Origin of the sequence: Bradyrhizobium sp. WBOS08, from assembly GCF_024585125.1 — a bacterium.
Lineage (GTDB): Bacteria > Pseudomonadota > Alphaproteobacteria > Rhizobiales > Xanthobacteraceae > Bradyrhizobium > Bradyrhizobium japonicum_B.
Genome location: NZ_CP028988.1, coordinates 4,643,311 through 4,656,550, shown reverse-complemented (window position 1 = coordinate 4,656,550; position 13,240 = coordinate 4,643,311). Strand labels below are relative to the sequence as shown.

Genomic DNA, 13,240 nt, shown 5'->3' with positions numbered 1-13,240 from the left:
CCTTGCTTACTTGTCGCCGGGCAGCTTCACGCCGGTCACCTGCGCATACATGCGCGCGACCGAGGCGTCGTCGTCGCGGCCCATGCCGGCGGCTGACGTCATCAGGAACATCTGGAGCGCGGCGGCGGAGACCGGCACGGGGAATCGGGCGCTGCGCGCCATGTCCTGGATGATGCCGAGATCCTTGACGAAGATTTCGACCGCGCTCCGCGGCGTGTAATCGCCGTCGAGCACGTGCGGCATCCGGTTCTCGAACATCCAGGAATTGCCCGCGGAGGCCGTGATCACCTCATAGACCTTGCGGATGTCGAGGCCCTGCTTGGCCGCGAACGCGATTGCTTCGGATGCGGCGGCGATGTGCACGCCGGCGAGCAACTGGTTGATCATCTTGAAGGCGGCACCTTGGCCTGCGGCATCGCCAAGCTCATAGAGCTTTGCGGCCATGGCATCGAGCGCGGGCCGCGCCTTGGCGAAGGCGGCGGGACTGCCGGAGGCGAGGATCGTCAGCTCGCCTTGCGCGGCGCGCTGCGCCCCGCCGGAGATCGGCGCGTCCAGATAGTGCCGGCCCGTCGCCTCCAGCTGCTTGGCAAGGCGCCGCGCCACGTCAGGGTCCATGGTGGCGGACGAGACGAACACGCTGCCCTTCGGCATGGTCTCGGCGGCACCATCCTTGCCGAACAGGATCGTCTCAGTCTGCGCGGCATTGACGACGACGCTAACGACGATGTCGGCGTCCTTGGCGGCCTCGGCCGGGGTCCTGGCCCCCGTCCCGCCATCCTTCACGAAACGCGCCACGGCGTCAGCCGAAACATCGCAGCCGGTGACCGCGTGACCGGCGCGCTTCAGCGAGGTCGCCATGCCGTACCCCATCGAGCCGAGCCCGATGACGGCGATGCGCTGATTTTGTGGCGTGGAGGCGGACATGCAACTAACCCTTGCGAACGTTTCCCGGATGGCCGGCCTTTGCGGCGGGCTCGGCGAACCGATAACACGGCTTGGTCGCGCTGCCAAAGCGTGAGACAAAGGGCCATGACGGCCATGAGGACTGAAAACAGCAACGAGACGCGGCTGCGCGAGGATATCTGCCGCTTCGGACGGTCCCTGTTCGAGCGCGGGCTGACGCCGGGCTCCTCCGGCAATATCAGCGTCCGGCTGGACGGCGGCGGCTGGCTGGTAACGCCGACCAACGCCTCGCTCGGCTTCCTCGATCCGGCAAAACTCTCGCGGCTGGACGATCAGGGCCGGCTGGTGTCGGGCGATGCACCGACCAAGGAAGTTCCGCTGCACACTGCACTCTACGACACGCGCGGCAGCGCACGCGCGATAGTGCACCTGCACTCCACCCATTCGGTCGCGCTATCCATGCTGCCCGAGATCGACCCGCGCGCCGCGCTGCCGCCGATGACGGCGTACTACCTGATGAAATGCGGCGCCACCGCGCTCGTGCCCTATTATCGCCCCGGCGATCCCGCTGTGGCGGACGCAATCAAGGGACTGGCGGGACGATATTCATCCGTGCTGCTCGCCAATCATGGCCCTGTCGTCGCCGGCGACACGCTGGAAGCCGCGGTGTTCGCGACCGAGGAGCTGGAGGAGACGGCGAAGCTGTACCTGCTGCTGCGCGGGCTGAACCCGCGGCATCTCTCGCCGGAGCAGGTCGCGGATTTGGTGAAGGTGTTCGGGGTGACGCTGCCGGAGCATGGGGACGGGCATCAGACGCGGTTCTAACCTCGTCATTGCGAGCGCTCGTTACTTCGTAACGATAGTGCCGTAGGGTGGGCAAAGGCGCGCCAGCGCCGTGCCCACGTCTTTGAAAGGCGTGGGCACGCTTCGCTTTGCCCACCCTACGAATCCACCACTACAATCCCAGATACGCCTTCCGCACATCCGGATTGCCCTTGATCTCACTGGCTGCGCCCTGCATCAGCACGCGGCCGGTCTGCAGGATGTAGGCGCGGTCGGCGATCTCGAGGCACTCGGCCATGCGTTGCTCGACGATGAGGACGGTCATGCCGGAGTCACGAATGAGCTTCACCGCCTGGAAGATCTCATCCACCAGCTTTGGCATGATGCCCTGGGAGGGTTCGTCGAGCATCAGAAGCCGCGGACGCGTCATCAGCGCGCGGCCGATGGCGAGCATCTGCTGCTCGCCGCCGCTGAGCGTTTCGGCGCGCTGCTCCAAACGTTCCTGAAGACGCGGGAACAGCTTGAAGACGAGATCGAGCGGTCCCTCGCGGTCGGCCTCGCCGCGATAGAGATAGCTGCCGAGGCGCAGATTGTCCCGCACCGACAGGCGCGGAAACAGGCGGCGGTTCTCCGGCACATAGGCGATGCCGGCCGCCGTGATGTGGTGCTGCGCCATGCCGTTGATCTGCTTGCCGTCGAAGGTCACGCTGCCCGAGCGCGGCCGCTCGGCCCCGGCGATCGATTTCAGCAGCGTCGACTTGCCGGCGCCGTTGGCACCGGCGACGCAGACGATCTCGCCCTTCTGGACCTCGATCGAGACCGCGGAGATCGCGACCAGTCCCTGATAGGCGGTCGTGACTTCATGCACCGACAGCATGACGATCTCCCAGATATGCCTTGATGACCTTGGGATCGCGGACGACGTCGGCGGGCTTGCCCTCGACCAGCACCTTGCCGAGGTCGAGCACGATGGCGCGGTCGACCAGCGGCATCACGATCTCCATGACATGCTCGACCATCAACACGGTGATGCCGGCATCGCGCACCTTGCGCACCAGCGCGACACCGGTCTGCGCCTCGGTCGGCGTCAGGCCGGTGAGGACTTCGTCGAGCAGCAGAAGCTTGGGCTCAGTCGCGAGCGCGCGCGCCACTTCGAGGCGACGCTTCTCGGCCGGCACGAGGTCGCTCGCCAGCACGTCGGCGCGCGCGGCAAGGCCGGTGAATTCCAGCACCTCGTGCGCCTTGCGGCGCGCCTCGCGCATCACGGTGTTGCGCACCAGCGCACCGACGATGACGTTGTCGATGACGGTCATGGTCTCGAAGCTCTTGACCACCTGGAAGGTGCGCCCGATGCCGCGCTGGCAGCGCGCGGCCGCCGGCATGTGGGTGACGTCCTCGCCGTCGAAGTGAATCGAGCCTTGCGTCGGCGGCAGCACGCCGGCGATGAGATTGAACAGCGTCGACTTGCCGGCGCCATTCGGGCCGATCAGGCCGACGATCTCGCCGCGGCCGACCGAGATCGAGACGTCGCTGTTGGCGACGAGGCCGCCGAAACGCTGCCAGACGCCACGGGTTTCGAGGAGCGCGGTCATCGGGCAGCTCCTTTCGGTTTCGCACGGGAAAACAGGCTGAGCAGCCCCCGCGGCAGGGCCAGCGAGATCAGGACGATCAGCGTGCCGTAGACGATGAGGTCGACGCCGCGCCCCGAGCCGCCGAACTTGAAGCGCGTCAGCTCGGTCAGCGGGATCAGGATGGCGGCCCCCAGCACCGGCCCCCACAGGGTGCCGATGCCGCCGAGCACGGCGGGCAGCGCCATCAGCAGCGAAAACTGGAAGCCCATGACGCTCTCAGGGTCGATGTAGGAGACGAATTGGGCGTAGAAGCTGCCGCCGATGGCAACAAGGAAGGCGGAGACCGCTGCCGCGCCCATCTTGGAATTGAACACGTCGACACCGAGGCTCTCGGCAGCCTCCGGATTGTCCTTCACCGCACGCCACCAGAATCCCCATTTGGAGTTTTCCAGCCACCAGGTCACGAACCAGGCGAGGCAGCACAGCGCGAGCGCGAAGTAGAAATACGGCAGCTTGGTGCGGAGGAACTGGAACTTCAGCCAGCTGTCGCCGCGGATCGGAATGGTGATGCCCATCGCAGCGCCGGCCCATTCCCAGTTGTGGAACAGCAGCAATCCGATCTCGGCGATGACGATGGTGGCGATCACGAAGTAATGGCCGCGCAGGCGGAAGAAGGGATAGCCGAGCCCCATCGCGATCAACGCCGACACCACGCCGCCCGCCAGCATGCCGAACCAGGGCAGCACGCCGAACTTCGTGAACAGCAACTCGGTGGTGTAGGCACCCAGGCCGAAATACAGCGCGTGCCCGAGCGAGATCTGCCCGCAATAGCCGGACAGGATGTTCCAGCTCTGCGACAGCCCCGCATACATCAGCGTCAGGATCAGGATGTTCTGGACGACGACGTCCTTCACGAACAAGGGCGTCAGCGCCGCAATCAGGGCGAGCATCGCGGCGATGATGAGGTCGCGGCGGCGCCGCGCTGCAAATTCCTTGTCCATCAGATCGATCCGAACAGGCCGCGCGGCCGGATGAAGACGACCAGCAGATAGACCGCGTAGATGCCGACCGACTTCAGCGACGGCGGCAGCACCAGGGCGGTGGTGGCTTCGACGAGACCGACGATGATGCCGCCGGCAAAGGCGCCGAACACGCTGCCGAAGCCGCCGAGCGCCACGGTGACATAGGCGATCAGCGCAAAGGACGCGCCGACGTCGGGATAGATGTAGAAGAAGCTCGCCATGATCGCGCCGGCGAGACCGACCAGCGCGGCGCCGAGGCCCCAGCCGAAGGCGAAGACACGGTTCTTGTCGATGCCGACCAGCGCGACCGCACCGGGATCTTCGCGGGTGGCTTCGATCGCGCGACCGAAATCGGTGCGATGGATGAAGAAATAGAGGCCGGCGAAGGCCGCGATCGAGACCAGCGCGCCGACCAGCTGCGGCTCCGGCAGGAAGATGCCGGCAATCGAGATGGTCTTGCCGCCGAGCCATGACTGCGGAATGCTGCGATAATCAGGCGTGAAGAAGTATTGCGCGAGGCCGCGCATGACGATGGCAAGGCCGAAGGTGGTGAAGATCTGCACCATGCCGGCATTGGCCTTGGCCCGCATGGCGAAGCGCACAATCAGCAAGTAGATCACCGCTCCAAAGATGAAGAGCGCGGCGGCGACCAATGGCGCGGACATCAAGGGGTCGATGGCGAAGAACGCGAACAGGAAGAAGGACAGATACATCGCGATCATCAGGAACTCGCCATGGGCGAAGTTCGTGACGTCCATCAGGCCGAAGATCAGCGCGAGTCCGACTGCGATCAATCCGTAGAGCAGGCCCATCAGCAGCCCGCTCGCGAGACTTTGGATAATGGCTTGGGCTGTCAAAAGTCGTCCCCCACAAATACGCTCTGGATAAGCGCGAGAGCTGCCTCCTCAGTCATTGCGAGGAGCCCTTGCGACGAAGCAATCCAGACTGTCTCCGTAGATACATCTCTGGATTGCTTCGCTTCGCTCGCAATGACGTCGCGGGGAGGCCGCTCGATTAGCTACTCCGCCAAGTGCTTGGTTCCCGCAGCGCTTACTTCATCGGCCAGACCGCCTCGGCGATCGCAGCCTGCGGCGGGAAGATGGTAACGAACTTGCCGCCGATATATTGCAGCAGCACCGGGTCGGCGTCGTTGTTCTGGCCCATCTCGTCGAACTTGACGCGCTTCCAGGGCATGATGGTCTGCTCGCCCGGGATGTCGGTCGCCGCCAGCGCGTCGCGGATCTTCTCGCCGTCGGTCGACTTGGCGCGGCTGATGGCGTCGGCGAGGATGATCAGGCCCATGAACTGGCGCGAGGTGAGGTCGTTGAAGTCCTTGCCCGACTTCGCCTTGAACATGTCGTTGATCTTGCCGACCATCGGCCGCTTCTGCGCGAGGTCGAGCGAGAACGTGCCGCGCGAGATCACGCCTTCGAGCTTGTCGCCGACGGCATCATAGAGCGCCTTCTCGGAGAAGCCGGCATCCTGCGCCACCATCGCATTCGGCTTGTAGCCGAGCTCGGCCATGGTCTTGACCAGGAGGATGCCGTCGGTGGTGTAGCTCGATGGCATCAGCACGTCGGCATTCGCCGACTTGAGCTGCTGCACCTCGGCCGAGAGCGAGGGCGAGTTGGCGCGATACTTGATGTCGGTGACGATCTTGTAGCCGCGCTCGCCGGCGATCTTGGCCTGGGCGTTGCCGGAATCGGTGCCGAAGATGGTGTCCTCGTGGAACAGCGACAGCGTCTCGATCTTGGTGCCCTTCTTCTTCATGGCATCGAAGAAGTCGAACATGGCGGCCGAGTACATCTCGTCGTGCGGCGCGGCGCGGAAATAGTACTTCAGGCCGCGGCGATGCAGGCTCGGCGAGGAATTGTCGGCGGAGACGAACGGGACCTGGTAGCGCTCGCAGATCTGGCTGACGGTGACGGCGACGGCGCTCTGATAGGTGCCGATGATGGCGCTGACCTTCTCCTGCGTGATCAGGCGCTCGGCCTCGGCGCGGCCCTTCTGCGGATCGGCCTGGTGATCGGCGAAGACGAGGCGGACCTTGGCGCCGCCGAGGCCCGGCAGGCCTTCACCCTTGGCCAGCGGCAGTTCGAAATCGGTGTTCTTGTTGATGACTTCGAGCGCGGTCTCATAGGCCTTCTGCGCGTCGACGCCCTGCTGCGCGCTGCCGCCGGAGAACGGATAGATCACGCCGATCACGACTTCGGAGGTCTGTGCGCGTGCAGCGAGCGGCACCAGGGCGGCGGTGGCGGTGGCACCTAACAACACGTCGCGGCGAGTGATCGTCATGGCAGAGTCCTTTGTGACTGAATTTCAGATGATCGAATGAAGCGATTGATGGATGCGGTAAAGCTCGAAGAAGCAGCAAATGCTGCCCACTAAATCACGGCCATGGCCCTGTTCTTGAGATCCGTGACCAGCATCAGGCCGGGCGAATGCGTGATCGCGAACGGCAGCTTGGCGGCGTTGATGACCGATTGCGGGGTCACGCCGCAGGCCCAGAACACCGGGATCTCGTCGTCGGCGACGGTCACCGGATCGCCGTAGTCAGGCTTGGAAATGTCCTTGATGCCGATCAGATGCGGATGACCGAGATGCACGGGCGCGCCGTGCACGGCGGGATAGCGCGAGGTGATCTGCACCGCGCGGATCGCATCCGCCGGCTTGAACGGGCGCATCGACACCACCATGGGACCCGCGAACGGTGCGGCCTCTCCGCAAGGAATGTTGGTGCGGTACATCGGCACGCGCACGTTCTGCTCGATGTGACGGATCGGCATGCCCTCTTCGAGCAGCGCCTCCTCGAACGAGAACGAGCAGCCGAGCACGAAGGTGACGAGATCGTCGCGCCAGTACTTGGTCACATCGGTCGGCTCGTCGACGATCTCGCCATCGCGCCAGACGCGATAGCGCGCAACGTCGGTGCGGATGTCGAGGTCGGCGCCGAGCGCAGGGATGAAAGGGCTGCCGACATCGGACATGCCGATGATCGGGCACGGTTTCGGATTGAGCTGACAGAAGCGGTGGAAGGCGCCAGCATACTCGGCCGGCAGGATCGCCAGATTGCCCTGGACGAAGCCGGGGGCGACGCCGGCGGTGGAGGCGACCAGCCCCTCGCGGTAGGCGAGCCGGGCCTTGCGGCTCGGGAGGGCGTCGGGCGTTTCAGTTTGCTGCGCTGCCACCAAAACAGTCATGTGATCGACCTGCCTATAAACTCGACAAAGACAAGCCAACACCAAGCGTGCTATAAAGTCTAATCGTCGTTTCTAATCAATATCGATAAGTCTGATTTATCGATCGGGAGAATCCTTCCAATGCTGGACTTCAGGTCGATCGAGACATTCCTGTGGGTCGTGAAGCTCGGCAGCTTTCGCGGCGCCGCCCAACGGCTCAACACCACCCAGCCGGCGATCTCCCAGCGCATCGCCCAGCTCGAGCGCGAGATGGGCGTGAAGCTGCTCAACCGCGATCATCGCGTGGCCTCACCGACCCCGAGCGGCCGGCAGATGATGGTCTATGCGGAGAAGCTGATCGGGCTGCGCGCGCAGATGATGGCGGAGATCAGCGATGCCTCGGCGATGCGCGGCGTGATGCGGCTCGGCGTCGCCGAGACCATCGTGCACACCTGGCTGCCGCGCCTCGTGAAGAGCGTCAACCAAGTCTATCCAAACCTGTCGCTGGAGATCGAGGTCGACATCACGCCGAATCTCACCGCGCGCCTGCTCGCGCAGGAGATCGAGCTTGCGTTCGTGGTGGGTCCGCTGTCCGCCTCCGGCGTGCACAATCGCGTGCTTGCCGATTATCCGATCGGGTTTCTTGCAAGCCCTTCGCTCGGGCTCGGCAAGGGCCCGGTGACGCCGGTCGACCTCGCGCGGTTTCCAATCATCACTTTCCCGCGCAAGACCAAGCCTTACGAGGTGGTGCGCGAGGTATTCGACCGGCCGGAGCTGCCGCCGATCCGCCTGCATGCGTCAGCCTCGCTCGCCACCGTCATCCACATGGCGGTCGAGGGGCTGGGCGTCGCCGTGATTCCCGACGCCATCGTCGAGAGCGAGCTCGCCGACGGGCGGCTGCAGCTGCTCGACACCGATCTCGCCATCGCGCCGCTGACCTTCACCGCGAGCTGGCTCGCCTCGCCCGACGTCGTCGCCGTGGAGCGCGTCGCCGAGCTGGCACGGCAGATTGCGCAGAGCAGCCTCGCGGTTGACGCGCCCGCGCAGGCGCGTCATTGAAAAAGGCGCCGGACAAAAGAGAGAACGACCGCATGAGCCGAGCCGCCACCAACCTGCAAATCGATTCCGCCCGCCTCTGGGGCTCCATCCACGAGACCGCGCAATTCGGCGCGACGGCCAAGGGCGGCGTGCGGCGGCTGACGCTCAGCAACGAAGACAAGCAGGTGCGCGATTGGTTCCGCAGGGCCTGCGAGGAGGCCGGCCTCGAGGTGCATACCGATGCGCTCGGCTCGCAGTTCGGCCTGCGCAAGGGCCGCGATATGGCCAAGCCGCCCGTCGGCATCGGCTCGCATCTCGACACCCAGCCGACCGGCGGCAAGTATGACGGCATCCTGGGGACACTCGGCGCGTTGGAGGTTATCCGCACGCTGAACGACGCCGGCATCGAGACCGAGGCGCCGATCTGCATCGTCAACTGGACCAACGAGGAAGGCTCGCGCTTCGCACCGGCGATGATGGCCTCCGCGGCCTATGTCGGCGATTTCACCACCGACGACATTTTGTCGCGCAAGGACGCCGAAGGCACCACCGTCGGCCAGGCGCTGGACAGCATCGGCTATCGCGGCGACAAGCCGGTCGGCTTCCAGAAGCTCGGCTGCTTCGTCGAATTGCACATCGAGCAGGGCCCGATCCTGGAGGCCGAAGGCAAGACCATCGGCGTCGTCGATTCCGGCCAGGGCGTGCTGTGGTACGACGGCAAGATCTCCGGCTTCGAGAGCCATGCCGGTTCGACCCCGATGCCGCTGCGCCGCGATGCGCTGGCGACGCTGTCAGAGATCGTGCTGGCGATGGAAGCCATCGCGAAGAAGCACGGGCCGAACGCGGTCGGCACCATCGGCGAGGCCGTGATCGCCAACCCCTCGCGCAACGTCATTCCCGGCGAGATCGCCTTCACCATGGATTGCCGCAGCGCGGATGGCGCGATCATGGACGCGCTCGACCGTGATCTGCGCGCGGCCATTGCCGAAATCGCTGCGCGCCGCAAGGTCGAGGTCAAGCTCGACCTGGTCTGGCGCAAGCCGCCGACGCATTTCGATCCCAAGCTGATCGCAGCGGTGGAGAGCGCGGCGAAGACGCTCGGCTATTCCTCGCGCCGCATCACGTCCGGCGCCGGCCACGATGCCTGCAACCTCAACACCGTGATGCCCGCGGCGATGGTGTTCGTGCCCTGCAAGGACGGCATCAGCCACAACGAGCTGGAGGACGCCACGCAGGGCGATTGCGCCGCAGGTACCAACGTCCTCATGCATACCGTGCTGGCGATCGCCGGCGTCGCGTCCTGATCGGAGAGAGCCATGCGCGGAGTTTTCGTCGACGCCAACGAAGCCCTTGCCGTGATCATGGAGCGGCTCGGGAAGCCCGGCGATCCCAAGGTGCGCATCCACCGGGATCCCGACATCAAGCCGGAGCAATATCCTGAAATCCTCGATGGCGCCGAGATCGCGATCGTCGATCACACGGCGCTGCCGACCGAGGTGGCGAAGAAGTGCACCGGCCTGAAGCACGTCGTGTTCCTCGGCACCGGCGCGCGCAGCTACATGAATCCGGAAGAGCTCGCCGAGCTCGGCATCTCCGTGCACCTGATCAAGGGCTATGGAGACACCGCGGTCGCCGAATCCGCGATCGCGCTGATGTGGGCCTCCGCCCGCGTCATTGCGATGATGGACCGCGAGATGCGCGCCGGCAGCTGGCTGCGCGAGGACGGCATGCAGCTCACCGGAAAGACGCTCGGCCTGATCGGCTTCGGCGGCATCGCCGCGGAGGTCGCGCGCATCGCCTCCGGTAGCGGCATGAAGGTGATCGCCTGGAACCGCTCGCCGAAGAGCCATCCCGGCGTCGAGTTCACCGACCTCGACAGCGTGCTGGCGCGGAGCGACGTGGTATCGCTCCATTTGCTGCTCAATGACGAGACGCGCGGCATGATCACGCGTGAGAAGATCGCGAAAATGAAACCGGGCGTCATCTTCGTCAACACCGCCCGCGCCGCGATCGTCGACGAGCAGGCGATGATCGAGGCGCTGAAGTCGGGCCACATCCGCCATGCCGGCCTCGACGTCTTCAACACCGAACCGCTGCCCGCCGACCATCCGCTGACCAAGATTCCGAACGTGACGCTCTCGGCGCATTCGGCCTTTCGCACGCCGGAAGCGAGCGAGAACCTGATTGAAGCGGCATTGGTCCATTGCCGCAGGATTGTGAATTCGTAGGGTGGGATTAGCGCTGCAAGAAGCGCGAAGCGCATCTGCAGGGCGTAACCCACCATTGTCCGTTTCCGTGGAGACAGAAGAGGTGGGTTACGGCTTCGCCTAACCCACCCTACGCCCCCCGCCATAACGTGAAGGGATAAGTAGAATAACAATGGCCGAGTATCGCACCATCAAGGCAGAGCCGCTCACCAACGCCATCCACGCCATCGTCAAGGCCGGCGGCTCCTCGGATCGCGAGGCCGAGCTGGTCGCCACCAATCTCGTCGAAGCCAATCTCAAGGGCCACGACTCTCACGGCGTCGGCATGATCCCGCGCTATGTCCAGAGCGTCACCAATGGCGGCCTTGCCGTGAACCAGCACGTCAAGATCGTGCTCGACACCGGTCCGCTGCTCACGCTCGATGGCCTCACCGGCTACGGCCAGGTGATCGGCCATGAAGCAATGGAGCTGGCGGCAGAGCGCGCCAAGCGCAACGGCGTGTGCCTCGTCGGCCTCTCCAACGCGCACCACATCGGCCGCATCGGCCATTGGGCCGAGCAGTGCATCGACCACGGATTGGTCTCGATCCACTTCGTCAACGTGATCTCGCGCCCGATCGTGGCGCCCTGGGGCGGCAGCGATGCCCGCCACGGCACCAACCCGTTCTGCGTCGGCATCCCGCGCAGCGGCAAGGACCCGATCGTTCTGGATTTCGCCACCAGCAGGATCGCGCAGGGCAAGACCCGCGTCGCCCACAACAAGGGCGTCGAGCTGGAGCCCGGCACCATCATCGATCATGAAGGAAAGGCGACGGTCAATCCGCGCTACACCGTGATCCCGCCGTATGGCGCCATCCTCCCCTTCGGCGAGCACAAGGGCTCGGGCCTCGCGCTTGTGTGCGAGATCCTCGGCGGCGCGCTCTCCGGCGGTCAGGTGGTGAAGGGTTCGTCCGACGGCAAGCACAACGTGCTCAACGGCATGCTCTCGATCGTCATCGATCCCGGCAAGCTCGGCACCGGTGAGAACCTCGCGCGCGAAGTCGAGAGTTTCGTCGCCTGGCACACCGGCTCGCCGCCCGCCCCCGGCGTCGACAAGGTCAGAATCGCGGGCGAGCCCGAGCGCGAGACCAAGAGAAAGCGTCTCGCTGAAGGCATTCCGGTCGATCCAACGACCTGGCAGGAGATTCTGGAGGCCGGAAAGAAGTTCGGCCTGGATCAGGCCGCGATCGAGAAGATCGCGGGCTGAACGGCTCGACGCGCAATGCGCTCTTCCTTCTCCCCTTGTGGGAGAAGGTGGCGCGAAGCGCCGGATGAGGGGTTCTCACCGCGAGCAATCGTGCAGTGATGGGTCTGTCCCCGCGGCAGCAGACCCATCACCGCCGCGGCGAGCCACCCTCTCGCACAAGGGGAGAGGGACAGTCGCCCGTCAATCCACCATGTCCGCAACGGCCTTGCCGCACGCCGTGGTGTCGGCATTGCCGCCGAGATCCTTGGTGCGCAGCGTGCGCTCGGCCAGCGTGCGCTCGATCGCCTCGACGATCGATTTGCCGGCTTCCTTCTCGCCGAGATGCTCGAGCATCATCGCGCCGGACCAGATCGCGCCGATCGGGTTCGCAATCCCCTGCCCCGCGATATCGGGCGCCGAGCCGTGCACCGGCTCGAACACCGACGGGAAGTCGCCCCCGGGGTTGATGTTGCCTGATGGTGCGATGCCGATGGTGCCGGTGCAGGCCGGACCGAGATCGGACAGGATATCGCCGAACAGGTTGGAGCCGACCACGACGTCGAACCAGTCCGGGTGCAGCACGAAGTTCGCCGTGAGAATATCGATGTGGTACTTGTCCCACTTCACGCCTGGAAACTTCTTGGCCATCGCCTCCACGCGCTCGTCCCAATAGGGCATGGTGATGGAGATGCCGTTGGACTTGGTCGCCGAGGTCAAATGCTTCTTCGGCCGCGACTGCGCGAGCTCGAAGGCGAATTTCAGGATGCGGTCGACGCCGGTGCGGGTCATCACCGTCTGCTGCGTCACGAACTCGCGGTCGGTGTCCGGGAACATGCGGCCGCCGACGGAGGAATATTCGCCTTCGGTGTTCTCGCGCACCACCCAGAAATCGATGTCGCCGGGCTTACGGCCCGCCAGCGGCGACGGCACGCCGGGCATCAGCCGCACCGGACGAAGGTTCACATATTGATCGAACTCCCGGCGGAACTTGATCAGCGAGCCCCACAGCGAGACGTGGTCCGGAATCTTGGCCGGCCAGCCGACCGCACCGAAATAGATCGCATCGTGCTTGCCGATCTTCTCCTTCCAGTCATCGGGCATCATCTGGCCGTGCTTCTCGTAATAGTCCCAGGACGAGAAGTCGAAATGATCGAAATGCAGGGCAACGCCGTGCTTCTTCGCCGCCGCCTCCAGGACGCGCAGGCCCTCAGGCATCACTTCCTTGCCGATGCCGTCGCCGGGAATGACCGCGATCCGGTATTGCTTCTTGCTCATCGAGAACGTCCTTGGTTGGTCCGGCAGCCGCCGCCAT

At 65.0% G+C, this 13,240-nt stretch carries 13 protein-coding genes; 5 read left to right on the top strand and 8 right to left on the bottom strand.

The annotated features are described in order from the left end of the window. Positions 1 to 6: 6 nt before the first annotated feature. Positions 7 to 924 carry an L-threonate dehydrogenase gene (ltnD, locus tag DCM80_RS21895; RefSeq protein ID WP_257193642.1) on the bottom strand — a complete coding sequence of 306 codons (918 nt, stop codon included), beginning with the start codon at positions 922 to 924 and terminating at the stop codon, positions 7 to 9. Positions 925 to 1,029: 105 nt separating this feature from the next. Between ltnD and DCM80_RS21890 the strand changes: the two genes are divergently transcribed. Further along, complete coding sequence (locus tag DCM80_RS21890) at positions 1,030 to 1,728, top strand: aldolase (protein WP_257193641.1); 699 nt, start codon at positions 1,030 to 1,032, stop codon at positions 1,726 to 1,728. Positions 1,729 to 1,858: 130 nt separating this feature from the next. Here DCM80_RS21890 and DCM80_RS21885 read toward each other — a convergent pair whose 3' ends face one another. The 6 genes from DCM80_RS21885 to DCM80_RS21860 form a co-directional block, all read right to left on the bottom strand. After that, positions 1,859 to 2,563: an ABC transporter ATP-binding protein gene (locus tag DCM80_RS21885; protein WP_257193640.1), complete on the bottom strand. Its 705-nt coding sequence runs from the start codon at positions 2,561 to 2,563 to the stop codon at positions 1,859 to 1,861. Next, on the bottom strand, positions 2,547 to 3,278 hold the full coding sequence (locus tag DCM80_RS21880; protein ID WP_257193639.1) for an ABC transporter ATP-binding protein: 732 nt from the start codon (positions 3,276 to 3,278) through the stop codon (positions 2,547 to 2,549). The genes DCM80_RS21885 and DCM80_RS21880 overlap by 17 nt, the downstream gene beginning before the upstream one ends. Then, positions 3,275 to 4,258, bottom strand: coding sequence for a branched-chain amino acid ABC transporter permease (locus DCM80_RS21875; RefSeq protein ID WP_257193638.1), 984 nt, complete (start codon positions 4,256 to 4,258; stop codon positions 3,275 to 3,277). The genes DCM80_RS21880 and DCM80_RS21875 overlap by 4 nt, the downstream gene beginning before the upstream one ends. Continuing rightward, positions 4,258 to 5,136 carry a branched-chain amino acid ABC transporter permease gene (locus tag DCM80_RS21870; protein WP_257193637.1) on the bottom strand — a complete coding sequence of 293 codons (879 nt, stop codon included), beginning with the start codon at positions 5,134 to 5,136 and terminating at the stop codon, positions 4,258 to 4,260. The genes DCM80_RS21875 and DCM80_RS21870 overlap by 1 nt, the downstream gene beginning before the upstream one ends. Positions 5,137 to 5,329: 193 nt before the next feature. Further along, positions 5,330 to 6,574, bottom strand: a complete 1,245-nt coding sequence (locus DCM80_RS21865; RefSeq protein WP_257193636.1) for an ABC transporter substrate-binding protein — start codon at positions 6,572 to 6,574, stop codon at positions 5,330 to 5,332. 89 nt (positions 6,575 to 6,663) lie between these two features. Next, on the bottom strand, positions 6,664 to 7,479 hold the full coding sequence (locus DCM80_RS21860; protein ID WP_257193635.1) for a putative hydro-lyase: 816 nt from the start codon (positions 7,477 to 7,479) through the stop codon (positions 6,664 to 6,666). A 120-nt stretch (positions 7,480 to 7,599) separates the two neighbouring features. Here DCM80_RS21860 and DCM80_RS21855 point away from each other — a divergent pair, with 120 nt between their 5' ends. The 4 genes from DCM80_RS21855 (at position 7,600) to DCM80_RS21840 (ending at position 11,949) form a co-directional block, all read left to right on the top strand. Next, on the top strand, positions 7,600 to 8,517 hold the full coding sequence (locus tag DCM80_RS21855; protein ID WP_257193634.1) for a LysR family transcriptional regulator: 918 nt from the start codon (positions 7,600 to 7,602) through the stop codon (positions 8,515 to 8,517). A gap of 32 nt (positions 8,518 to 8,549) precedes the next feature. Continuing rightward, on the top strand, positions 8,550 to 9,800 hold the full coding sequence (locus tag DCM80_RS21850; RefSeq protein WP_257193633.1) for a Zn-dependent hydrolase: 1,251 nt from the start codon (positions 8,550 to 8,552) through the stop codon (positions 9,798 to 9,800). A 12-nt stretch (positions 9,801 to 9,812) separates the two neighbouring features. After that, positions 9,813 to 10,724 (top strand): NAD(P)-dependent oxidoreductase, encoded by a 912-nt coding sequence (locus DCM80_RS21845; protein WP_257193631.1) that lies wholly within the window; start codon positions 9,813 to 9,815, stop codon positions 10,722 to 10,724. 151 nt (positions 10,725 to 10,875) lie between these two features. Then, a complete protein-coding gene (locus DCM80_RS21840) occupies positions 10,876 to 11,949 on the top strand; it encodes a malate/lactate/ureidoglycolate dehydrogenase (RefSeq protein WP_257193630.1) in 1,074 nt (357 codons plus the stop codon). A gap of 180 nt (positions 11,950 to 12,129) precedes the next feature. Here the strand turns inward: DCM80_RS21840 and DCM80_RS21835 are convergent, their stop codons facing one another. Then, complete coding sequence (locus tag DCM80_RS21835) at positions 12,130 to 13,203, bottom strand: tartrate dehydrogenase (protein WP_257193629.1); 1,074 nt, start codon at positions 13,201 to 13,203, stop codon at positions 12,130 to 12,132. Between the last annotated feature and the right edge of the window lie 37 nt (positions 13,204 to 13,240).